The 22945-nt window shown below is 73.7% G+C and carries 17 protein-coding genes; 12 read left to right on the plus strand and 5 right to left on the minus strand.

Features of this window, described 5'->3' with window-relative positions:
- Positions 1-37: 37 nt before the first annotated feature.
- The 9 genes from KO717_RS21205 to KO717_RS21245 all read left to right on the plus strand — a co-directional run bounded on the left by KO717_RS21205 (position 38) and on the right by KO717_RS21245 (position 10848).
- Positions 38-1690, plus strand: coding sequence for an FAD-dependent monooxygenase (locus tag KO717_RS21205; protein WP_301370269.1), 1653 nt, complete (start codon positions 38-40; stop codon positions 1688-1690).
- Entirely contained in the window at positions 1687-2703 is a 1017-nt protein-coding gene (locus tag KO717_RS21210) for a beta-ketoacyl-ACP synthase III (protein WP_301370271.1), read from the plus strand. Before KO717_RS21205 ends, KO717_RS21210 begins: the two co-directional genes overlap by 4 nt.
- Before the next feature lie 54 nt (positions 2704-2757).
- Positions 2758-3024, plus strand: coding sequence for an acyl carrier protein (locus KO717_RS21215; protein ID WP_301370273.1), 267 nt, complete (start codon positions 2758-2760; stop codon positions 3022-3024).
- A 2-nt stretch (positions 3025-3026) separates the two neighbouring features.
- Positions 3027-4259, plus strand: coding sequence for a beta-ketoacyl-[acyl-carrier-protein] synthase family protein (locus KO717_RS21220; RefSeq protein ID WP_301370275.1), 1233 nt, complete (start codon positions 3027-3029; stop codon positions 4257-4259).
- A 111-nt stretch (positions 4260-4370) separates the two neighbouring features.
- On the plus strand, positions 4371-5333 hold the full coding sequence (locus KO717_RS21225) for an aldo/keto reductase (protein WP_437184541.1): 963 nt from the start codon (positions 4371-4373) through the stop codon (positions 5331-5333).
- 173 nt (positions 5334-5506) lie between these two features.
- Complete coding sequence (locus tag KO717_RS21230) at positions 5507-7105, plus strand: MFS transporter (protein ID WP_301370277.1); 1599 nt, start codon at positions 5507-5509, stop codon at positions 7103-7105.
- Positions 7106-7212: 107 nt separating this feature from the next.
- Entirely contained in the window at positions 7213-9132 is a 1920-nt protein-coding gene (locus KO717_RS21235; RefSeq protein ID WP_301370278.1) for an HAD-IB family hydrolase, read from the plus strand.
- An 81-nt stretch (positions 9133-9213) separates the two neighbouring features.
- A complete protein-coding gene (locus KO717_RS21240) occupies positions 9214-10200 on the plus strand; it encodes a quinone oxidoreductase family protein (RefSeq protein WP_301370279.1) in 987 nt (328 codons plus the stop codon).
- Positions 10201-10206: 6 nt separating this feature from the next.
- A complete protein-coding gene (locus KO717_RS21245; RefSeq protein ID WP_301370281.1) occupies positions 10207-10848 on the plus strand; it encodes an MBL fold metallo-hydrolase in 642 nt (213 codons plus the stop codon).
- A gap of 190 nt (positions 10849-11038) precedes the next feature.
- Here KO717_RS21245 and KO717_RS21250 read toward each other — a convergent pair whose 3' ends face one another.
- Complete coding sequence (locus tag KO717_RS21250; protein ID WP_301370282.1) at positions 11039-11506, minus strand: MarR family winged helix-turn-helix transcriptional regulator; 468 nt, start codon at positions 11504-11506, stop codon at positions 11039-11041.
- A gap of 292 nt (positions 11507-11798) precedes the next feature.
- Between KO717_RS21250 and KO717_RS21255 the strand changes: the two genes are divergently transcribed.
- The 3 genes from KO717_RS21255 to KO717_RS21265 all read left to right on the plus strand — a co-directional run bounded on the left by KO717_RS21255 (position 11799) and on the right by KO717_RS21265 (position 17025).
- Positions 11799-12527 (plus strand): 4'-phosphopantetheinyl transferase family protein, encoded by a 729-nt coding sequence (locus tag KO717_RS21255; RefSeq protein WP_301370283.1) that lies wholly within the window; start codon positions 11799-11801, stop codon positions 12525-12527.
- A 121-nt stretch (positions 12528-12648) separates the two neighbouring features.
- Positions 12649-16128: an ATP-binding domain-containing protein gene (locus tag KO717_RS21260; protein ID WP_301370284.1), complete on the plus strand. Its 3480-nt coding sequence runs from the start codon at positions 12649-12651 to the stop codon at positions 16126-16128.
- Between the two features lie 18 nt (positions 16129-16146).
- A complete protein-coding gene (locus KO717_RS21265) occupies positions 16147-17025 on the plus strand; it encodes a hypothetical protein (RefSeq protein ID WP_301370285.1) in 879 nt (292 codons plus the stop codon).
- Between the two features lie 4 nt (positions 17026-17029).
- Here KO717_RS21265 and KO717_RS21270 read toward each other — a convergent pair whose 3' ends face one another.
- From KO717_RS21270 to cseB, 4 genes are all read right to left on the minus strand, one after another.
- The gene (locus KO717_RS21270; protein ID WP_301370287.1) at positions 17030-19624 is read right to left on the minus strand and encodes an ABC transporter permease; all 2595 of its coding nucleotides are present in this window, start codon (positions 19622-19624) and stop codon (positions 17030-17032) included.
- Positions 19625-19688: 64 nt separating this feature from the next.
- Positions 19689-20462, minus strand: coding sequence for an ABC transporter ATP-binding protein (locus KO717_RS21275; RefSeq protein WP_301370288.1), 774 nt, complete (start codon positions 20460-20462; stop codon positions 19689-19691).
- A 160-nt stretch (positions 20463-20622) separates the two neighbouring features.
- Positions 20623-21891 (minus strand): sensor histidine kinase, encoded by a 1269-nt coding sequence (locus KO717_RS21280; RefSeq protein WP_301370289.1) that lies wholly within the window; start codon positions 21889-21891, stop codon positions 20623-20625.
- 5 nt (positions 21892-21896) lie between these two features.
- The gene (gene cseB / locus KO717_RS21285) at positions 21897-22580 is read right to left on the minus strand and encodes a two-component system response regulator CseB (RefSeq protein ID WP_301370290.1); all 684 of its coding nucleotides are present in this window, start codon (positions 22578-22580) and stop codon (positions 21897-21899) included.
- Positions 22581-22945 lie beyond the last annotated feature (365 nt).

Consider the following 22945-nt stretch of genomic DNA (forward strand, 5'->3'; position numbering starts at 1 on the left):
CCTCACCGAACCGACGACCCCGACCCGGAGCGCAACGATGACCCCTGAACAACGACGCGAGTCCGCACCCGCACCCGACGTGCTGGTCGTGGGCGCGGGCCCGGTCGGCCTGGTGGTCGCCTGCGAACTGGTACAGCAGGGCATCCCCGTCCGGCTGGTCGACGCGTCCGTCACCTCGCCCGAGCACTCCCGGGCCGCCATCGTCTGGCCGCGCATCCTGGAACAGCTGCGCCGCATCGGCGCGGCCGCCCCGCTGATCGACGCGGGCCACCAGGTGGACGGCGTGAGCTTCTACTCCGAGGGCGGCCGCCTGGGCTCGGTGTCCATGAACCACCTGCCCGGCACCCCGTACCGGTTCGCCCTGACCATCCCGCAGAACGTCACCGAGTCGGTGCTGGAGAAGCGCCTCCTCGAACTCGGCGGCAGCATCGAGCGCGGGGTCACCCTGGAGCGGCTCACCCAGGGCCCGCAGCGGACCCGGGTGAGCCTGCGCACCGCCGAAGGGGTGGTGGAGGAGGCCGAGTACGGCTGGGTGGTCGGCGCGGACGGCGCGCACAGCACCGTACGCAAGCAGCTCGGCATCGCCTTCGAGGGCCAGGCGCCGGACCTGACCTTCGCGATCGCCGACGCCCCGGTCGAGGGCGGGCTCTCGCACCGCATGCTGCACTACCTGTACTCCGCCAGGGGCGCCTTCGGGCTCGCACCGCTGGACGGCGTGAACTTCCGGCTGGCGGTCAGCGTGCCGCACCAGGAGGAGGGCGCCCCCGCACCGTCCCGCGAGCTGTTCCAGGAACGCCTGGAGCAGGTCGCGCCCGGCGCGGGCACCATCGGCGCACTGCACTGGAGCACCACGTTCCGGCTGCGCTGCCGTACGGCCGCCACCTTCCGGCAGGGGCGCTGCTTCCTGGCCGGCGACGCCGCGCACATCATGAGCCCGGCCGGCGGCCAGGGCATGAACACCGGCCTCATCGACGCGGTGAGCCTGGGCTGGCGGCTCGCCGGAGTCATCCGCGGCCGGCTGGCCGACTCCGTGCTCGACGAGTACGACGCCGAACGCCGGGCCGCCGCCCACCGGATCACCCGTACCACCGGACTGCAGACCCGCTGGGGCCTGGTGAGCGGGCGGGCCCGTACCGCCGCCCGCGACGGCATCGCCCGCATCGCCGACACCACCGGACTGCTCCAGCGCGTCGCGGCCCCGGTGATGAGCCAGCTCGACATCGGCTACGCCCCGCCGCAGGACCGGTGGTCGGCGGCCAAGGGCGCCGCCACCCGGCTGGCGGGCATCTCGGGGGTGCGGCCGGGCACCCGGCTGCCCGTCTTCGTCGCCGAGCCGGGCGACGAGGACCGGCGGACCGGCCGGCCGCGGATCGCCGGGGACCGGCTGAGCGTGCTGCTGTGGCCCGGCGTCCACCGGGGACCGGGCTGGGCCGAGCGCACCGAGGCCGCCCGCGCGGCGATACCCGCCGGGACACCCGTGGTGGACCTGGCCGAGGCGGTCTCGCCGGACCTGGAGCGGAGCTTCCCGCGCGACCCGGCCGCGGCGGTCGTCCGCCCCGACGGGCACCTCGCGGCCTTCGTACCGCTGACCCGGCCGTGGGAGATCGCGCCGGCGCTGCGGCACGCAGGACTGCTGCCGACCGCCGACGTCGCGACCGCCCCCGAGGCACCCCGCGAGGTGACGGCATGACGCGCGTCGCCGTGGTCCGCGGCATCGGTGCCTGGCTGCCCCCGACGGTGGTCACCAACGACATGCTCGCCGCCCGCCTGGACACCTCGGACGAGTGGATCCGCAGCCGGACCGGTATCGGGCAGCGCCATGTCGTCGACCCCGGCATGGCCACCGGCGACCTCGCGGTCGAGGCCGGGCGGCGGGCCCTGGACTCGGCCGGCGTCGACTCGGTCGACATGGTCGTCCTGGCCACGACCACCCCGGACCGGCCCTGCCCGGCCACCGCTCCGGACGTGGCGCACCGGCTGGGGCTGGCCGGCGTACCGGCCTTCGACGTCTCCGCCGTGTGCAGCGGCTTCCTGTACGCGCTGTCCACCGCGGCCGCCATGATCGGCGCGGGCCGGGCCGACCGCGTGCTCGTCATCGCCGCCGAGGCCTTCACCACCCTGCTCGACCCGCAGGACCGCTCCACCGTGGCGATCTTCGGCGACGGTGCGGGGGCCATGGTGCTCGGCGCCGGCCAGGAGGGTGATCCCGGCGCGGTGCTGGGCATCGACCTTGGCAGCGACGGCGCCCTGGCCGACCTGATCACCGTACGGGCCGGCGGCTCGCGGCAGCCGCTCGCGGCCGACCCGACGGCCGGCGCGACGGCGGACCCCGCGGACGCGTGGTTCACCATGCGCGGCCGCGAGGTGTTCATGAACGCGGTCGTCCGCATGGACGCCTCGGCCCGCAAGGTGCTCGGCGAGGTCGGCTGGAGCGCCGACGACGTGGACCTCTTCGTCGGACACCAGGCCAACGCCCGCATCCTCAAGGCCCTGGGGGACCGGCTCGGCGTCCCCGGGGACAAGGTCTTCTCCCACATCGAGCAGGTCGGCAACACCGCAGGCGCCTCGATCCCCGTCGCCCTCGCGGACGCCGTGGCCACCGGCCGCCTGCGCGGTGGCGACAAGGTGCTGCTGAGCGCCTTCGGCGGCGGCGCGACCTGGGGGAGCGCCGCCCTGAACTGGCCGGACCTCGTGGCCGGCTGACACCCACACACTTCCTTCCCGACTCACGACACCACACACAGGAGCGCAACGACCATGACCGCCGACACCACCACCGCCACCACCGACACCTTCACCCGCATCGCCGCCGTCCTCGGCCGCCACTTCGGCGTCGAGAGCACCGAGGTGCAGCCCGGCACCACCTTCGAGGAGCTGGAGTTCGACTCCCTCGTCCTGGTGGAGTTCGCCCTGACCCTGCAGCAGGAGTTCGGCGTCGACGTCTTCGACTACGAGCTGCTGGAGTGCCCCACGGTCGCGGACGTCGAAAAGCTCATGCTGACCAAGGCCGAGGCGGCGGTCTGACGATGGGCACAGCGCAGAAGGACGGCATCGCGGTCACCGGCCTGGGCCTGGTGACCCCGGCCGGCATCGGAGTAGACGAGAACTGGCGACGTGTCCTCTCGGGCCGCAGCGCCGCCGCCTGCGACCCGGAACTGGAGGGCGGCAAGCCGGACTTCTCCTGCCGGGTGCCCGGATTCGACGCGGCCGCACTGCTCGGCCGTACCAAGGCGTGGCGCTACGACCGCTTCGTCCAGCTGGCGATCGCGGCCGCACGGGAGGCGGTCGCGGACTCCGGACTGGATCCGAAGCAATGGGACGGCGCCCGGGTGGCGGTCGTCGTCGGCAACTCCCTCGGGGGATCGACGACCTTCGAGCGGCAGTGCCAGACGATGGGCGAACAGGGCCCGGGCATGGTCTCGCCCATGCTGGTCCCGATGTCCATGGTCAACATGGTCGCCGGGTACGTGGCCATCGACATCGGGGCCAAGGGGCCGAGCCTGGTCACCGCCACGGCCTGCGCCTCCGGCACCACGGCCGTCGGCTACGCGCAGGACCTGCTGCGCAGCGGCGCCTGCGACGTGGTGATCGCCGGGGGTTCGGAGTCGGCGATCAGCCCCACCGTCATGGCGGGCCTGAACCAGATGGGCGCGCTGTCCAAGCGGATGGACTACCCGGAACTGGCCTCGCGGCCCTTCGACGCCCACCGGGACGGCTTCGTCGCCGCCGAGGGCGCCGGCATCCTGGTGCTGGAACGCGCCGCGGACGCCCGCGCCCGGGGTGCCTCCGTGCACGCGTACGTGAGCGGCTACGGGGCTTCCTCGGACGCCCACCACGCCACCGCGCCGGACCCGCAGGGCCACGGCGTCGAGCGGGCGGTGCGCGCGGCCCTGGCCGACGCGGGACTCGCACCCGAGGACATCGGCCACGTCAACGCGCACGGCACGTCCACGCCGATGAACGACGTGACGGAGGCGCGCGGCCTGTACCGCGTGTTCGGCGAGGGCGCGGCCGTCTGCTCCACCAAGGGCGTCACCGGCCACCCGCTGGCGGCGGCCGGAGCGATCGAAGCCGCGTACACGGTGCTGGCCGTCAAGCACGGCCGGATCCCGCCGACGGCCAACCTGACCGACCGGGACCCGGACATCGCCCTGGACCTCGTCGCCGGCGCGCCGCGGCAGACGCGACTGCTCGCCGCGGTCAGCAACTCGGCGGGCTTCGGCGGCCACAACGCGGCACTCGTCGTCACCGCCGCCTAGGGCTGCGGTCCGCCGGAACCCCCTCGAACAGGTGCCGGCCGGCGCGCTGTGCCGACGCGCCGGCCGGCACCGACCATCCTTCCCCCGAACGACACAACGTGAGGTTTCACCGTGAAGACGCGCCAACTGGGTTCCGCAGGACCGGACGTGAGCTCCATCGGGCTCGGCTGTATGGGAATGAGCTGGGGATACGCAGAGTCCCAGCGCACCGACAGCACCTCCGTGGAGGTCATCCGGACGGCCCTCGATCTGGGCGTGACGTTCCTGGACACCGCGGACATCTACGGGGACGGGCACAACGAGTCCCTCGTCGGCGAGGCCCTGCAGGGCCGTCGCGACGAGGTGGTCCTGGCGACCAAGATGGGTCTGGTCGTGGACGACCTGGCCACCAAGCGGATGCACCGGGACGGCTCCCCGGCCCAGGTGCGCCGGGCCGTCGAGGCGAGCCTGAAGAGGCTGCGCACCGATGTCATCGACCTCTACTACCTGCACCGGGTCGACCCCGCCGTGCCGTTGGAGGAGACCTGGGGCGCCCTCGCCGAACTGGTCGCCGAGGGCAAGGTGCGCCACCTGGGGCTGTCCGAGGTGACGGCGGGCGAGGCCGCTCGGGCGCACGCCGTGCACCCGGTGACGGCGATCCAGTCGGAGCTGTCCCTGTGGACGCGCGATGCGCTCGAAGGTGACGACGTCGTCGGCTGGTGTGCGGCGAACGGGGCCGCCTTCGTCCCCTTCGCCCCCCTGGGCCGGGGCTATCTCACCGGCAGCATCGACACGTCGACGCAGTTCGAGGACGACGACTTCCGGGCCACCAACCCGCGGTTCTCCGACGCCGCACGGGCCGCCAACCAGCGGATCGTGGACACCGTGAAGGACGTGGCCCAGGCGCACGGCGCCACGCCGGCGCAGGTGGCGCTGGCCTGGGTGCTGGCGCGCGGCGAGCACGTCGTACCCATCCCGGGCACCAAGCGGGTCGGGTACCTGCGCGAGAACGTGGCGGCCGTCGACGTGCGGCTCACCCCCTTCGACCTGGACCGGCTCACCGGCCTGCCGTCCGCCGTCGGCACCCGCTACTGATCCGAATTCAGCCAAGTCACAGAATTCTGATACACCTCAACCGGTGTTCTGAATAAGAACCCTGATACTGTTCCGACTGGTCCTGGCCGCCGCGGCCCCCGCCGCGTGCGGCCCCTGGGACCCCCCTTCCGCATGCCTTCACCCCCTGCCGACATCCCGAGGAGGTACTCCCGGTGAGTACAACCGCACAGCCAATAGACCGAGCACCGTCCCGAGCGGGCATCACGCTGCTGGCGGCATGCCTGATCGCGGCGCTCCTGCCCACCTCGATCACCGGAACCTCCGTCACCCTCCCCGCCATGGGTGCCGATCTCGGGAGCGACCTCGCCGACCTCCAGTGGGTCGTCAACGCCTACGACCTGACGTTCGCCAGCTTCCTGCTCGCCTGCGGCTCACTGTCCGACATCATCGGCCGCCGCCGGATGTTCCTCGGCGGCATGACGGTCTTCGCCCTCTGCTCGCTCATCGCCGGCGCGGCCACCGACATCACCGTGGTCGACATCGTCCGCGGCATCGCCGGCATCGGCGCCGCCGCCGTCATCACCAGCGCCAGCTCCGCCCTCGCCAACGCCTTCGACGGCGCCGCCCGCGCCCGCGCCTTCGGCTTCTACGGCACCTGCTTCGGCATCGGCCTCGCCTTCGGCCCGCTGGCCGCCGGCGCGCTGACCAGTGCGCTCGACTGGCGCTGGTTCTTCTACGCCCAGGCCATCATCGCCGTGGTCGTCATCATCGCCGCCCTGCGCATCCCCGAAGGCCGCAACCCCGAGGCACCCAAGGTCGACTGGGCCGGCACCTTCACCTTCACCTCCAGTCTCTTCCTGCTGATCCTCGCGCTGGTCGAAGGCCCCCAGATCGGCTGGGCGCACCCGGTCGTCCTGCTCTTCCTCGCCGGCTCCGCCCTGCTGCTCGCCGGCTTCGTCCTCGTCGAATCGCGTTCCGCGCACCCCATGTTCGACCTGGGCCTCTTCCGTCAGCCGCAGTACGTCGCCCTGTGCGTGACCCCGGTCGCCCTCGCCTTCGGCTTCGTCGCCCTCCTGGTCTTCCTGCCCTCGTACTTCATGGCCGTGGACGGCATCTCCGCCGCCGACGCCGGTCTGCTCCTGCTGCTGCTCACCGCCCCCACCCTGGTCATGCCGGCCGTCGCGGGCTACGCCTCCAAGTGGCTCTCGCCCCGCGCCCTGCTGGTCACCTGCATGACGCTGGTCGCCGCCGGCACCGCCTGGCTGACCGTCATCGAGGCCAACATCGGCGTCCTGTCGCTGGCCGGTCCGCTGCTCGTCATCGGCATCGGCTTCGGCATCTCCAACGGCGTGCTGGACGGCGCCGCCGTCAGCTCCGTGGAGCCGCACCGCGCCGGCATGGCCGCGGGCATGTTCAACACGATGCGCATCACCGGCGAGGTCATCGCCATCGCCGCCATGGGCTCGCTGATGGTCAGCGTCACCCGCTCGCAGCTCTCCGACGGCATCGGCGACTACGCCGCCGCGGGCTCGGCCGGCGACGTCGCCAACCAGCTCGCCCAGGGTGACCTGGTGACCTCCGCGACGAAGGTGGAGGAGTCCCTCCGCGGCGCCTACACCGAGTTCGCCTCCACCGCGTACAGCGGCGCCATGCACGAGATCCTCTGGGTGCTCTCCGCCATCTGCCTGGTCACCGTGCCGTTCCTGTGGGTCCTGTGCCGTCCGCGCAAGGACGCGGCCGCCCCGGAGGCGACCGCCCCGGGCACGGCGACCGAGTCCCCGGAGCCCGCCCTCACCGGCTCGGCCTCCTAGCCCGCCGCCGAAGCCCCGTCGCCCGGGTGCGGGCGATCCCCCGCACCGCCCCCGGGCGGCGGCCCGGCAGCCGCCGTCACCACCGCACTCAGCCCTCGGAGTACCGCATGAACAACCAGGCCCGGCGCACGGCCTTCTTCGACGTCGACGAGACCCTCATCACCGTCAAGAGCATGTTCCGCTTCCTGCGTTTCCACCTGCGGGCCCAGGGCGCGCCCGACTCCGCGTACGAGGAGGCCGCCGCGCACCTGCGCCGGCGTGCCGCCGAGGGCGTGCCGCGCGAAGTGACCAACCGCGAGTACTACGGCCTCTACGCGGGCTGTTCGGTCGAGGAGGTCGCCGCCGAGGGACGCGCCTGGTTCGCGCAGGAACTGGCGGCCGGCGGGCTGTTCCACCCGCCGACGCTCGACGCGCTGCGCGAGCACCGGAGTGCGGGCGACCGTACGGTGCTCGTCTCCGGATCCTTCCCCGCCTGCCTCGACCCGGTCGCCGCCCACGTCGGCGCGGACGCGGTGCTGTGCTCCCGGCCCGAGATCAAGGACGGGCGCTACACCGGCGAGCTGACGGTCGCGGTCATCGGCGACGCCAAGGCCGTCGCGGCCGAGGCCGACATGCGCGCCACCGGCGCCGATCCCGCGGACTGCCACGCGTACGGCGACCACGCCTCCGACCTCCCGCTGCTGACCGCCGTCGGCCACGCGCACGTCATCGGCGACGACCCCGTCCTGGCCGAGCGTGCCGCGGACAGCGGCTGGCACCGGATGGCCGGCATCGCCGGGCACACCCCGGCGACCGCCGCCACTTCTGCTTCCTCTGCCGTCGCCGCCTCCGCCGCCCCGGCCGGCGACCCGCTCGGGGAACTCGCCCGCCTCGGCGGCCTGCCCGGCACCCCGGAGGATCCCGCGTGGCGCACCGGGGCCGAGCTGCTGCTGCGCTACCTGGGCCGCGCGGCCGCCATGGTCGCCGACGGCTACGCCGCACCTGAGGACATCGACACCGCCATGCGGCTCGGCTGCGGGATGCGCCGAGGCCCGCTGGAACTGCTCGCCTCGATCGGCCCGCACACCGCGCAGGCCGCCTCCGAAGCCCTGGGCCTGCCCGCCGGGGCGTTCGCCCGCCTGGGCCGGGCACCCGTGGGCGCGGCCCCCGTCCCGGCGCCGCCCGCCGCGGGGGCCCGTACCGTACGCGACGTCGGCGTGGTCGGCTCCGGCACCATGGCGACGGGCATCGCGGCCGTGTTCCTGGCCTCCGGCCACCCGGTACGCCTCCTCGCGCGCTCCGAGCAGCGCGCCGAGGCGGCCCGCGTGGCCGTCCACCGGGCCCTGCTGTCCACCCGGATGCCCCGCGACGAGGCCGACCGGGTCCTGGAGGGGTGCGTCACCGTCCTGTCGGCCGAGGCGCTGGCCGGCTGCGACCTCGTCGTCGAGGCGATCGCCGAGGACCTCGACGCGAAGCTCGACGTCCTGACACGGCTCGACCGTGCCTGCGGACCGGGCACGCTGCTGGCCACGACCACCTCCAGCCTGCCGGTGGCCCGGCTCGCCGCGGCCGTGAGCCGCCCGGCCGACGTCATCGGCCTCCACTTCTTCAACCCGGCCCCCGCGATGACCCTCGTCGAGGTCGTCCGGACCGAGACCACCGCGGCCGAGGTCATCGCCACCGCCGACGCCCTGTGCCGCGGCCTCGGCCGGACCCCGGTGCACTGCACCGACCGGGCCGGCTTCATCGTCAACGCCCTGCTGTTCCCGCTCCTCAACGACGCCGCCCGGATCGTCGGCGCGGGCCACGGCACGGTGGAGGAGGTCGACGCGGCCGTCACGGGCGGCTGCGGCCTCCCCCACGGCCCGTTCCGCCTGCTCGACGTGGTCGGCACCGACGTCGCACTCGCCGTGCAGCAGGGGCTGCGGCGCGGCCTGGGCGGATCGGACCTCGACGTGGCACCGCTCCTGGAGGAGCTCGTCCGCGACGGGGTCCTCGGGATGAAGGCGCGCCGCAGCGTCCGGCAGCACCTGCGGCCCTCCGCCTGAGCCCGCGACACCCCCCGCTCCTGATTCCACCAGCCCATTCCCCCCGTCCCTCACCCCATCGTTCTCCCACCGGAGGTGGCCATGCGCGCCGCACGTTTCGCCGAATTCGGCGACCACAATGTCCTGACCGTCGTCCACGACGCTCCCGAGCCCGAGGCGGCCCCCGGCCGCGTGGTCATCCAGGTCAGCCACGCGGGTGTGAACTTCGCCGAAGTGATGTTCCGCCGCGGCCAGTTCCCCGTCGGCCTGCCGCACGTGCCCGGCCTGGAGGCCGTCGGTACCGTCCGCTCCGTGGGCGAGGGCGTGACGGGCCTGCGTCCCGGCCAGCGGGTCGCCGCGCTCACCCTCGACGGCGGCGGCAACGCCGAGTTCGTCTCGGCGCGCGCCGACCTGACCGTACCGCTGGAGGACGAGCTCGCCGGGCTGCCGTCCGCCCTGGCGGCGGCCGCCCTGTGCAACGGCGCGACCGCCTGGGGCGTCGTGCACGCCGCGGGCCGCGTCGAGCAGGGCGACACCGTACTCGTCCTGGCCGCGGCCGGCGGCGTGGGCACCGCGGCGGCCCAGCTCGCCCGGGCCGCCGGCGCCGCCCGCGTCATCGGCGCCACCAGCTCGCCGGAGAAGGCCGCGCAGGCCCTGGAGTTCGGCTACGACGCGGTCGTCACGTACGACCGGCTGGAGGAGGAGGTCCGGCGGCTGACCGACGGCGCCGGGGTCGACGTCGTCCTCGACTCCATCGGCGGCGACACCCGTGGCACGGCCAACGGGCTGCTCGCGACGCTCGGCCGGCACGTCATCTTCGGCGACGCGGCCGCGCAGGACACCTCCTACCAGGCCAACCACGTATGGTTCACCGGCACCGCCCTGGTGGGCTACAACCTCGGCGGCCTGGCCAACAGCCGCCCCGGGGTCCTCGGCGACCACCTGCGCAGCGCCCTGCGCGCGGTGGCCGACGGCTCGGTCCGCATCGAGGTCACCGAGCTGCCGCTGGCGGACGTGGCCAAGGCCCACGAGCTGCTGGAGTCGCGCGCCTCCGTCGGCAAGTACGTCGTAGCCGTCGACGGCCGGTGACGTGACGTGCTCGTCCTCGGATTTCCGGCCGGCTCCTTCGGTACGAACTGCTACGTGCTGGCGGCGGGCCCCGACGGCCCGTGCGTCGTCGTGGACCCGGGGCAGGACGCGACCGCGTCGGTACGCACCGCCCTGGGACAGCGCGGCCTCCAGCTGGAGGCGGTCCTGCTGACCCACGGCCACATGGACCACACCTGGTCCGTGGCGCCGCTGTGCGAGGAGCTCGGCGTGCCCGCGTACATCCACCCCCTGGACCGGGAGATGCTGGTCCGCCCCGAGGCGGGGCTGCCTGCGGACTTCCCGGCGGCCGTGCTGCGGGGCTTCCCCCGCTCGGAGCCCGAGCTGGTGCGCCCGCTGCCCGACGAGGGCCTGCTCAGTGTCGCGGGCCTGGAGATCGAGGTGCACCACGCCCCGGGCCACACGCCGGGTTCGGTGGCGTACTCGCTGCAGACCGGCGAGGACGCGCTGCTGCTGACCGGGGACAGTCTGCTCGCGGACGGCCTCGGCCGGGCGTTCCCGCCGGTGGGGGACCCGGACGTACTGGCCGGCTCGATGTCCAGGGTCTGCGGCCCGCGACGGGACCGGACCACGGTGCTGCCGGGTCACGGGGGCACCACCACGGTGGGCGCGGTACGCAGGTTCCTCTAGTCCGGATCAGGCGGCCTCCGGCCTGACGTCCGGCCTGCCGACGACCGGGACTCCGGTCCTCCAGGGCGACTCCCAAGTCGCCCTGGAGGACCGGAGTTTCGGCATGCGGGGGCTCTTTACGGGGGCCGGAAACCAGTCTGGCCCCGACCCTTGCCGGGCCGGGGCCAGACCCCTGGATCTCTGCGGAAGGTTACGGGGTTTCCTCTTCCGTCAGGGCGGTGATGCACCGTTCCAGAAGATCCCGCAACTGCTTCTGCTCATCGGCCGACAAGGCATTGGAAAGCTTCGCTTCCACCTTGCGGGCGACGGTGTCGGCTTTCTTGACAAGAGCGCGTCCGGCCGGCGTCAACTTGGTGACGAGCACCTTTTGATGAAGGTCGGAAGTCTGCCGCTCGATCAAGCGCTTCGACTCGAGATTGGCCAGTACCGTGGCCATGCTCTGAGGCGTCACGAGGCAGACGCGCGCCAGCTGCGCACCTGACATGCCCGGTGAATAGGAGAGCGCCATCAGTGCCGCATACTGTGGAACTGTCAGGCCGAGATCGCGGAGAACTCTGCTCTTCTCGCCGATCAATGCCTGTTCGGCACGCTTAATGACGTGTCCTACTCGAGCAGCCACTTCCTGTTCGAATTCAGCCACTCTGGACGACCGGCTCATGCCGCTCCTTTATTTACAGAGACAGGTAATCCCCCCGCTGAGGCGTATATAAATGTGCCGAGCTAAGCCTCATGGCAACGCTACCATGCATCTCATAGAAGGCAATACCCTGTTCAGTGACAGGGTTCTGTTAACTCGGCGAGAGGAATCCGTCACTGATGTGATCTGCTCGCGGCGAATGGCTGCGACGGCGACGGCGATGGCGGCGATCCGCCGGGATGCCGCGCCCGGCCGTACGAGGTTCGCCGCCGCCCATCGGGCCCCTCGTGCGGCCCTTGGATAGGATTGCCGGATGACCACACCCGCCGGCCTCAGCTCCGCCGTGCTGCGGCTCGACCGGCCGGTCGGGGCGCAGCGGCTGCCCGCTCGCGGCGAGGCACTGGTGCGGTTCGTCGACGCCGGGACCCAGGCCCCTTTCGCGGAACGCCTCGCCCCCGGCGTGCTCGACCCGGCCGAGCGCCGGCGGGCCGACCGGTTCGCGCGCCCCCAGGACCGCGGCTCCTATCTCGTCGCGCACGTCGCGCTGAGGCTGATGCTGGGCGCCCTGCTCGACACCGCGCCGCGCGACCTGGTGATGACCCGCGACGCCTGCCCCGAGTGCGGCGGCCCGGACGGGCGGCCGGTCCTCGTGGGCGGCCGTGCCCACTTCTCCCTGTCGCACAGCCGCGACGCGGTCTTCGTGGCCTGTGCTTCCACGCCGGTCGGGGTGGACGTGGAGGCCCTGCCCGCGCCGCGGGTGGTGGCGCAGAGCGAGGACTTCTTCCACCCCGACGAGAGCGCCGAACTCGCCGCGTTCCCCGAGGCCGGCCGCCCTGCGGCGTTCGCCCGCCTGTGGACGCGCAAGGAGGCACATCTCAAGGGCACCGGAGCGGGACTGGGACACGGCGGCCACCGGACCTACCTGGGCACGGGCCCGGCCGCCGATTCCGTCCGCCCGCACTGGTCCCTCACCGACCTTCCGGCCCCCGAGGGCTACGCGGCCGCGCTCGCGCTGCGCGCCCCCTCGGCGCATTGGCGCTGAGGCCCGGAACCAGAACTCATGTACTGAGTGTCCGTCACCACCCGCTCTCTGATAGTTGTTTCAGCGGGGTACGGGCGCAGGCCCGTAGCGGTGCCTCTGCGGCACCGCAGGGAGGACGCACATGAGCACCACCACTCGGGGCGAGGACCTCGCCGTCGAGCAGCGGGCCGTCGACCACGCGTACGACTGCTACACCGCGCGTCTGGCCGAGATGAGCGGAACGTCGGCGGCCACGGCCTCGGCGAGCGGCAAGGACGGGATAGCCAACCGGATCGAGGCGGAGGCGCGTGCCGCCTCGTACGGCGGACTCGGCGACGAGGCCCTGGTGTTCGCCCGGATCGACGCACCGGAGCAGCCCGGCACGGCACCCCGCCCCTGGTACGTCGGACGGCGGGTCGTGTGGGACGCCTCGAACGAGCCGGTGGTCCTGCAGTGGACCAGCCCCCTGGCGAGGAAGTGGCTGGACGCCCGGCCCGAGAGCCCGGGCGAGGTGACGCTGCGGCGCCAACTGCGCTGCGTCCGGCGGATCGTGGAGGGCTATTTCGACGACATCGCCCCGCCGGCCGCCGCCGCTCGGGCACCGGAACCCGAGAGCGCTCCCGCGACCGCTCCCGAACCCGCGACCGCTCCCGTACCCACGACCGTGCCGGAGCCCCGGCCGTCGCCCCCGGACACCCCTGGCGACGTCGTCCGCCGGCAGCGCCGCAAGACGCTCCGGCCGGACGACTTCCTGCTGCGCGAGCTCCAGCGCTCGCGCAGCGGCCGCATGCGCGACATCGTCGAGACCATCCGCCGCGACCAGATGGAGCTGGTCACCGGCTCCCCGTCCGACATCCTCGTCGTGCAGGGCGGCCCGGGCACCGGCAAGTCCGCGGTCGGTCTCCACCGTGTGACCTGGCTCGTCAACAACGACCACTTCAAGGCCCAGGACATCCTGGTGATCGGCCCCCACCAGCGGTTCCTGGAGTACGTCGGCCAGGTCCTGCCCACCCTCGGCACCCGGGACGTCAACGCCGTCCAGCTGAACCGCCTGTGGGACGGCGAGATACTCGGGGCCGACTCCCCGCAGGCACGACGCGTGAAGTCCGACGAGCGCATGGCGGCCGTCCTGCGCCGCCGCGTGGAGAACGACTACCGCCCCGAAGCCCTGGACGACCTCGTCGTCGCGCCCTCCTTCGAAGGCGACGAGCCCGCGATCGTCGTCCCCGCCGGCAGTACGACCCTGCGCGTACCGCGCTCCGAGGTCCTCACCCTCCTGGACCAGGCACACGAGGGCGACAGCCCCTACCGGGAGCGCCGCGACCGCTTCCGCGGCCTGCTCGTCGACCGTCTCCTGCAAGAGCTCTCCGACATCGCACCCCGGCGCGGGCAGGCCGGTACGATCCGCCGCGACCTGGAGCGCAACCGCCGGGTCGAGCGCCTCGTCGAACGCGTCTGGCCGTCCCCGGGCGCCAGGGAGGCCCTGCGCACCCTCTACGACTCGCCCGACGTCCTGCGCGCCTGCGCCGACGGGATTCTCGACGAGGGGGAGCAGGCGGCCCTGCTCAGGCCCCGGGCCGCCAGCGCCGACGCCGACCCCTGGACCCTCGACGACCACGTCTGCCTCGAAGAGCTCCGGGTCCTCATCAGCGGGGAGACCCCGAGCCGCTACGGGCACATCGTCGCCGACGAGGCACAGGACCTCACGCCGATGCAGGCCCGTGCCCTGCGCCGGCGCTGCGCCGTGGGCGGCTCCATGACCGTCCTGGGCGACCTCGCGCAGGCGACGGGGCCGCACATCCCGGCGAGCTGGGACCGACTCGGCACGGTCCTGTCCGACCACGGCGACTGGCGGGTGGCCGAGCTCAACACCAGCTATCGCGTGCCCGCCGAGATCATGGAGTTCGTCGCCCCCCTCGCCCGGCGGATCGCACCGGCCCTGCCCTACCCGCAGGCCGTGCGCGAGGCGGGCGAGGACGCTGTACGGACGGTGGAGACCGAGCCGTGGAAGCTCCTCGACGACACCGTCGCGCACGTGACGCGCCTCGTGGGCACCAGCGACGGGAACACCCTCCGGTCCGTGGCCGTCATCGTCCCCGACGACTCGGACTGGCTCGACGCGATCAGCCGCCGGATCGACGGGGGCGGGGACATCGGCGACCGGCACCGCGCCGCCGTGTCCGTCCTGGCCGCCGCCCAGGCCAAGGGCATGGAGTACGACCACGTCCTGGTCATCGAGCCCGCCACCATCGCCGACCGCGGTCCCGCGGGCCTGCGGCAGCTGTACGTGGCCCTGACCCGCAGCACCCAGACCCTGACCGTCCTGCACACCTCCCCGCTGCCGGACGTGCTCACGAGCCCCGCGACCGGCTCCGGAGCGCAGGCCCCCGAGGCCACGGTCGAGACGGAGACGGAGGCGGAGGTGGACGTACGGGTGGAGACGGAGGCGGAGGTGGCGGCCGTGACCCGGCTTCCCCGGATCGGGGCCGACGTACGGGTCGAGGTCGTGGACCGGGCCCCCGGCGGCCGCTACAAGGTCAAGGCCCTCACCCCCGGCTTCGACCGTCCCCTGGTCCTCACCGTCCGGCACGGATCCGTTCCCCCGCGACGTGGCGACAAGCTGGACTGCTGGGTGTTCGCCAACGAGACGAACCAGACGGTCCTTACCTCCGACCAGCGGGGCCGGTCGTCCGTCTCGCCGAGGACGGCGGGCCGCTACCTCGCGGCACTGGACGTGCTCCGTGAGCTGACGGAGAACGACGGGGAGGTTCCCGACGCCCGCGGCAGGCTCTCCGAGCTGCAGGGGATGGCCAACCGCGTCCTTCGCAGGGACCAGGCCGACTGGGTCGACGTGCTGCACCTGTTCGGCTCTCCCGACAGGGACAGGCTGGGCGTTCTGCGCGACCTCGCCGCGAGCGCCAACCGGGCCCTCAAGGAAGGCACCTTGGACACCGAGCGGCTCCGGGAGGACCTGACGGCCTCGGGCTGGACGGACACCCTGGCCGAGGCGCGCCGGGCGCTCCAGGACCGCTTCACCGCCGACCCGGACCCGGACCCGGCGCCGGACCCGGACCTGGTCCCCGACGACGGGACCACCGAATCCCCCGCCCCTGCCCCACCGCAGTCCGAGCAGAAGGACGTAGAGCAGATGATCCTCGCGGAAGACGTGGAAGACACGGCCGCGCCGGCTTCGGCCACCAAGCAAGGCTTCCTGCGCGCGCTGGAGGCGTCGGCCGGAGCCGACCGGACGTGCAAGAAGCACGAAGCGGTCCGCCACGCCCTGAAGTCGGACCTCCTCTGGGCCGACCTCCAGCCGACCGATTCGCCCGTCGTCGACGTCAGCTGCGTCACCGGGCAAGGGCTCTTCCTCTACGAGGCGCTGGGCTCCGGCCGCTCGGCGTACGCGGACCTCCGCTCGGGCGCCACCCGCCTGCTGGAGATCAGCCACACCCTGCCCACGCGGGCCGACAGCCTCTACCTGGTCCTCTCCGAACCCCCGGCCGAGGACTGGTCCGCGGACACCGTCCGTGACGTCTTCGGAGTCCACGTCATCTGGCGAACCCCCGAAGGATGGGGCGGCCAGGACACGGACACCGCGCTGGGCCGGCTCCCGCAGAGCTGACGGGGCGGCGAACACACCGTGCCCACCGGCTACAACCTGCTCACCGTCGACGCCCTGGCCGCCGAGACCCTGGCCGCCGCGCTGGCCCGGTGCTTCGGCGTCGCGGCCGGCGACGTCGGCGTGGCCGATGCCGACGCCGACCCCGAACTGCGGAACTGGGCCGCCCCCGTCCTGTGCACGTACGAAGAGCTCTCCGGCGACCTGGCCCGGTCGCTGGACCTCTACGCCCAGGACCAGGCCGCCGATCGGCCACCGGAGTCCGAGGTCGCCGCACGGCTCGCCCGGGCCGCCGGGACGACCGTCCTGTTCCCCGCCGAGGAGGCGTATCCGAGCGCCTACTGGGCGGCGACCCCGGAGGGCCTCGTCACGCGGGTCCGGCTCGAACTGTCCGACGACGAGCCTCCCCTGTACACGGTCGGCAGCGCGGAGGCGCCGGTCCCGCAGTTGCCCCGCGCGGTCGTGGAGAGGTTCGCCGAGATCGTCCGCGAGCAGCGGCCGCCGTCCCCGGTGGCCGAGGCCTTCATGGCGTCGGCGGCACCGCTGTGGCCCGACGAGGGCCCCCACCCGTCCCTGAAGGGCGGTCTGACCGTGTGGGAGCGGTTCGTCGTGCAGCTGGAATCCGGGTGGGCGCCCTCGGGGTGGTATCCGGCCGACCTCTACCGGGAACGCCTCGAAGCCCGCGACGAGCTCGCCCGCATCGGTGCCCGACTGCCGTTCCAGGTACGCCGGCTGCTCGACGGGACGCCGGCGGGGCTGGACGTACGGTTCGTCCGGGCGACGGAGGAGGACCCGTCGGGGAGTCTCGCCGAGGAGCTGACGGGCCGGCCCCCGGGACGGGACGGTCTCGGCCGGTGGTGGTACCGCCGGCCGGATCCCGTGCCCTGGAAGCACACCTGACCCCCTACAGCTCGGCGACGGCTTCCAGCGGGCTCAGCGACGATGCGTGGCGGGCCGGGAGGGCGGCCGCCACCGCGCCCGTGGCGAGGGAGATCAGGCAGACGAGCAGCAGCGTGCCCCAGGGAAGGGCCAGGGAGTAGCCCTTCAGCGCGCCGTTGGCCAGAGCTCCGACCGTCCAGGCCCCGAACAGGCCGGACGCCAGGCCCAGCAGGGTGCCGAAAGCGGCCACGGCCAGGGACTCGAGGCGGATCATCCTGCGGATGCCGGCGCGGTCCATGCCGATGGCGCGCAGGACGCCGATCTCCCGGGTGCGGTCCGACACCGACATGGCCAGGGTGTTCATGATGCCGAGCGCCGCGATCACGCCGCCGATGGCGAGCAGGCCGTACGTCAGGGTCAGCAGGGTGCCCAGGGAACCGGAGGCTTCCTGGACGAGTTCCTGCCGGTCCTGGACCTGGAGCAGCGGGTTGTTGCCCGTGGCGGTACGCAGCCGGTCCTTCGTGGCGCCGCCGTCCGCGCCGCCGTCCGTGCGGACGAGGACGCGCTGGACGGAGCCGGCGCCGAGGCTGCTGCGCTGGACCTCGGTACGCGCGCCCAGGGCGTCCTGGGCGGTGGGGTTGTCCTCGTAGACGCCGACGACCGTGTACGGGGTGAGGTCCTGGCCGGGGCCGCCGACCCGGGCGTCGATCCGGTCGCCGGTGCGCACGCCGTTCGCGCGGGCGAGGGTGCTGGAGAGGGCGATGCGGCCCGGCCCGAGGTCCTTCAGGGAGCCGTCGACGAAGTCCAGCTTCATGACGGACAGGGCGGCCGCCGGGTCGACCCCGGAGATCTGGCGGACGCCACCGCCGATGAAGAGGGTGGAGTCGCTGACGGCGGTCGCCGTCCGTACACCGGGGGTGGCGGTCACCCGCTGCACGGCGGCCGGGTCGATGCCGGCCGACGAGGTGTGGGTGCTGATCACGTAGTCGGCGGCGAGACCGGCCGCGGCCTGGCGGTCGAGGGCCTGCCCGGTGGAGTGGCCGATGACGGCGAGCCCGGCGACCAGGGCCGTGCTGACCATCAGGGCGGAGGCGGTGGCGGCGGTACGCCGCGGGTCGCGCAGCGCGTTGCGGTGGGCGAGGTGGCCGGTGATTCCGAGGCGGCCGGTCAGCCGTCCGCTCAGCCGGAGCACGGGGACGGCGAGCAGCGGCGCCAGCACGATCACGGCGATGACGAGGAGGGCGCAGCCGGACATCGCGCTCCGCAGGTTCTCCTCGGAGGCGTCCTTCGCCCCGGCGAGCGACAGCAGCAGTCCGGCGCCGAGGGCGAGCAGGAGGGCACCGGCCGCGCCGCGGACCCGGGACGCGGTGGCGGTGGGCGGCTGTTCGGCCGCGCGCATGGCCTCGACCGGTGCGATCCGCGCGGCCTTGCGGGACGGCAGCCACGCGGCGAGCACGGTGACGCCCACCCCGACGGCGAGCGCGGCCGCCACGGGGAGCGGGCCGATCACCAGCGGGCCACGGGGCAGCGACTCCCCGGCGGTACTCAGGATCTCCGGCAGCACGGAGGCGATCCCGAGGCCCAGCAGGAAACCGAGGGCCGAGGCGGCGAGGCCGAGGAGGACGGCCTCCCAGAGGAGGGAGCGCACGACCTGGCGGCGCGTGGCACCGATCGCGCGGAGCAGGGCGATCTCACGGGTGCGCCGGGCGACGAGCATGGTGAAGGTGTTGACGATCAGGAACGACCCGATGAAGAGGGCGACTCCGGCGAAGACCAGCGACAGCTTCGCGTGGCCGCGGGTGAGCGTGTCGACGAGGACGGCCTGCTGGGCGGCCTGGGCGGTGCCGGTGGTGGCCTCGGCCCGGTCGGCGGGGAGCAGGGCGGTGACCCGGCGGGCGAGTTCGGCCGCGTCGGTGCCCGGTACGGCGGACAGGTCGATCGAGGTGTAGCGGCCCGGGGAGGCGAACAGCTGCTGTGCGGTGGCCTTGTCGAACAGGACCAGGGTGCCGCCGGCCGTCACCCGGGTGTCCCGGGTGGTGACGATGCCGACGAGGCGCTTCGTCATGGCCGGGCCGTCCGTGGCCAGGGTGATCTCCGCGCCGATACGGAACCGGCCGGCGGCCGCGGTGCCGCTGTCCACGGCGATCTCCTCGCCGTCGCGGGGGGCCCGGCCCTCGGTCAGCGGGTGGCGGCTGTCCTTGCCGTCGGCGCCGGGGACGTAGGCGGCCGCCCGGTGCGCCCAGATCCTGCCGGTGCGCAGCGGGGTGCCGTTCGAGGAGTTCAGGGTGGCCAGGCCGTCCGCGGACGGCCGTACGGCGGCGACGCCGGGCAGCCCGGCCAGCGTGCGGGCGAGGGCGTCGTCGAGCACGGTGGCGTGCTCCTCCCCGGCGGATCCGGCCGCGCCGGCCTCCCCGGGTGCGCCGGGCGGGGGGTCCTTCGGGGTCACGGTGACCGCGATGTCGGCGTAGTCCTTCGACACGGCGGCCCGGTGGGCCGCGGTGGAGGAGTCCGCGAAGACGAGGGTGCCGGAGACGAAGGCGACGCCGAGGGTGACGGCGAGCACCGTCATCAGCAGCCGGGCCTTGTGCGCCAGGACGTTGCGCAGGGCTGTTTTCAGCATGGGTGAGTGGCTTCCGGGGCGGGTGCGGGGGAGGGGGAGGGGGAGGGGCGCGGGCGCGGGAGGGTCAGCTCGTGCGGGCGCGGGCGTCGAACTGCTTCATCCGGTCCAGCACCCGGTCCGGGGTGGGGCGCACCATCTCGTCGACCAGCCGGCCGTCGGAGAGGAAGACGACGCGGTCGGCGAAGCCGGCGGCGACCGGGTCGTGGGTCACCATCACCACGGTCTGGCCCAGCTCGCGTACGGAGTCGCGCAGGAAGCCGAGGACCTCGGCCCCGGAGCGGGAGTCGAGGTTGCCGGTGGGCTCGTCGCCGAAGACGATCGCCGGCCGGGTGACCAGGGCCCGGGCCACCGCGACGCGCTGCTGCTGCCCGCCGGAGAGCTGTCCGGGCCGGTGGTCCAGCCGCTGGGCGAGACCGACCATGGACACCACGCGGTCCAGCCACTGCCGGTCGGGGCGGCGTCCGGCGATGGACAGCGGCAGGGTGATGTTCTCCAGCGCGGTCAGGGTGGGCAGCAGGTTGAACGCCTGGAAGATGAAGCCGATCCGGTCCCGGCGCAGCTCGGTGAGCTGCCGGTCGCCCAGTGCGCCCAGCTCGGTGGTGCCGATGCGGACGGAGCCGGAGCTGACGGGGTCGAGGCCCGCGGCGCAGTGCATGAGGGTGGATTTGCCGCAGCCGGAGGGGCCCATGATCGCGGTGAACTCGGCCTCCCGGAAGGAGACGCTGACGCGGTCCAGGGCCACCACGCGGGTGTCGCCGCTGCCGTAGACCTTCGACAGGTCGGTGGTGGAGGCCGCGACGCCGGGCGTCGGGCGGGAGGTGAACGGGTCGGCGGTCACGGGGACTCCACTTCGGGTGCGGTGCGGAAGGGCTGCATGCCGAAGGGTGTCGGGGGGACGTATCAGGGCCGGGGCCGCCGTGTATCGGCTTCCGCGCCGTTGCGCAGCAGTTGTGCGCCGCCGTGCGGGGTGGCCGGGGTGAACCGGAGCGGCCGGCCGGTCAGCGCGGGAGGCTGAGGGTGGCGACCGCGCCGCCGTCCGGGGCGTTCTCCAGGCGCAGTTCGGCGCCGAGCACCCGGGCCTGGCCCAGGGCGATGGTCAGGCCGAGGCCGTGCCCCGCGCCCCGCTCCGTGGCGCCCGTACGGAACCGGCGCGGGCCGTCGAGCAGCAGGTCGGCGGGGAAGCCGGGGCCGTGGTCGCGGACGACGACGGTCCGGCCCTCGACGGTGACCCGTACCGGGGTGCGTCCGTGCCGGTGCGCGTTGATGACGAGGTTGCCGACGATCCGCTCCAGGCGACGCGGATCGGTCTCCACCGCGGGTGCGCCGGGCGCCTCGGCGAAGCCGACCTCCGTGTCGAGACCGGTACGGGCCACCGCCTCGGCGACCACCGCGGCCAGCGGGACCCGGGCGCGTACCGGCGCCTCCGCGCCCGCGTCCAGCCGGGAGATCTCCAGCAGGTCCTCGACCAGGCCGCGCAGGTCCCGTACGCGGGCCCGCAGCAGGTCCTCCGTCTCGCCGGGCGGCAGCAGGTCGGTGGCGGCCAGCAGACCACCGACGGGGGTGCGCAGCTCGTGCGCCACGTCCGCCGTGAACTGCCGCTCGATGCGCAGCCGCCGGCCGAGGCTGTCGGCCATCAGGTCGACGGTGGCGGCGATGTCGGTCACCTCGTCGCGGCCCCGGGCGTGGCCCAGGGCGGGGCCGGTGCGGGCGTCGAGGTCGCCGGCGGAGATCCGGGCCGCGGTCTCGGCGACCCGGCGCAGCCGGCGGGCGACCAGCCCGGCCCCGTAGACCGCCAGTGGCAGCGCCGCGGCGAGCGAGAGCAGCGAGGCCACCGCCATGCTCGCGTCGAGGCGGCGCAGGTCGTGGAGTTGCGGGCTCATGTTGATCCGCACGGCCAGTACCGGGCTGCCCGCGCCGCCGACCCGCTGGGCGCCCCAGACGCTCGGCCCGAGGTTCCCCTCGACGCGCCCGTCGTAGGCCACCCGCCGGTCGCCGTCGGCCGGGTGGCGCAGGGCGGTGGGCAGTTCGGCCGGATCGAGCTCGGCGCCGCCCGCCAGCGTTCCGGTGCGCCGGTAGACGTCCATGGCGGAGTACACCGTGTTGGTGGCTTCCATCTCGGCCCGGCTGCGGACGTCCATCGCGGTCCACACGTGGACGAGGACGCCCACCGCCAGGGCGACCAGGCAGGCCGTGGCTGCCGCCAGCGCGGCGATCTTCCAGCGCAGGGGCACGCGGGCCGGCCACCGCGGCTGGCGCGGGGGGTTCACCGGCCTCAGCGCCTGAGCTTGTAGCCGAAGCCGCGGACCGTTTCGATCCGCTCCCGGCCCAGCTTCTTGCGCAGCCGCTGCACGGCCAGGTCCACGACGCGGCTGTCGCCGTCCCAGCCGTACTCCCAGACGTTGCGCAGCAGGGTGTGCCGTTCCAGCACGATGCCCGGGTGGGCGGCGAACTCCAGCAGCAGCTTCAGCTCGGTGGGGGTGAGCGCCACGGGCCGTCCGGAGAGGCACACCTCCATCCCGCCGGTGTCGACGGTCAGGTCCCCGAAGGCCAGTACGCCGTCCTCGCGGCCGGGGGCGGGTTCGCCGCCCGGCGCGGGTGCGTAGGCCGCCCTCCGCAGCAGCGAGCGGATGCGTGCCACGAGGACGTACGTGTCCACGGGCTTGACCACGTAGTCGTCGGCCCCGGCCTCCAGACCGGCGACGACATCGAGGCCGTCGCCGCGGGCGGACATCATCAGCACCGGCACCAGGCTGGTCTCGCGCACCCGGCGGCACAGCCCGATCCCGTCGAGGCCCGGCAGCATCACGTCCAGGATCAGCAGGTCGAAACCGTCGTCGTCGCGGAAGGACTCCAGCCCGGTCAGTCCGTCGGCCGCGGCCGTGACCCGGTAGCCGTAGCGTTCGAGGGCGACGGTGAAGGACCGGCGCATCAGCTCGTCGTCCTCGACCAACAGCACGCGGACCGGAGGCTGAGATTCCGGCGCCGGGGCGGGTGAGGGCACGGGCGGGACTCCTGTTCGTACGGGCCGGGCGAAGCGCCGCTGCGGCGTGACACCACACGCCGCCGGCGACCCGGAAGGAACGATACGGGAGACATCGGGCGGGACGGCCGCCGTCGGAGCCGGGTGCGCGATCCGATGGGTGGCCGAGCGCTCACCGATACGCGGCGGATGCACGGCGGATGCGCCGCGGAAACAGAAGGCCGGAATCGGCTTGAACCATGCGCGGCATCGGCGGAAAACGGCTTGTACGCAGGGGCGGGCCGGCCGGGCCGCTGCATAGTCTGACCATCGGTCAATCAGGATCCGCATCCGGGTCCACG

Origin of the sequence: Streptomyces xanthophaeus (assembly GCF_030440515.1) — a bacterium.
Taxonomy (GTDB): Bacteria; Actinomycetota; Actinomycetes; order Streptomycetales; family Streptomycetaceae; genus Streptomyces; species Streptomyces kutzneri.

Bases quoted from the DNA above. Each gene is read 5' to 3' on its own strand.
- KO717_RS21205 (WP_301370269.1), top strand. From the start codon at position 38: ATGACCCCTGAACAACGACGCGAGTCCGCACCCGCACCCGACGTGCTG.
- KO717_RS21210 (WP_301370271.1), top strand. From the start codon at position 1,687: ATGACGCGCGTCGCCGTGGTCCGCGGCATCGGTGCCTGGCTGCCCCCG.
- KO717_RS21215 (WP_301370273.1), top strand. From the start codon at position 2,758: ATGACCGCCGACACCACCACCGCCACCACCGACACCTTCACCCGCATC.
- KO717_RS21220 (WP_301370275.1), top strand. From the start codon at position 3,027: ATGGGCACAGCGCAGAAGGACGGCATCGCGGTCACCGGCCTGGGCCTG.
- KO717_RS21235 (WP_301370278.1), top strand. From the start codon at position 7,213: ATGAACAACCAGGCCCGGCGCACGGCCTTCTTCGACGTCGACGAGACC.
- KO717_RS21240 (WP_301370279.1), top strand. From the start codon at position 9,214: ATGCGCGCCGCACGTTTCGCCGAATTCGGCGACCACAATGTCCTGACC.
- KO717_RS21250 (WP_301370282.1), bottom strand. From the start codon at position 11,506: ATGAGCCGGTCGTCCAGAGTGGCTGAATTCGAACAGGAAGTGGCTGCT.
- KO717_RS21255 (WP_301370283.1), top strand. From the start codon at position 11,799: ATGACCACACCCGCCGGCCTCAGCTCCGCCGTGCTGCGGCTCGACCGG.
- KO717_RS21260 (WP_301370284.1), top strand. From the start codon at position 12,649: ATGAGCACCACCACTCGGGGCGAGGACCTCGCCGTCGAGCAGCGGGCC.
- KO717_RS21270 (WP_301370287.1), bottom strand. From the start codon at position 19,624: ATGCTGAAAACAGCCCTGCGCAACGTCCTGGCGCACAAGGCCCGGCTG.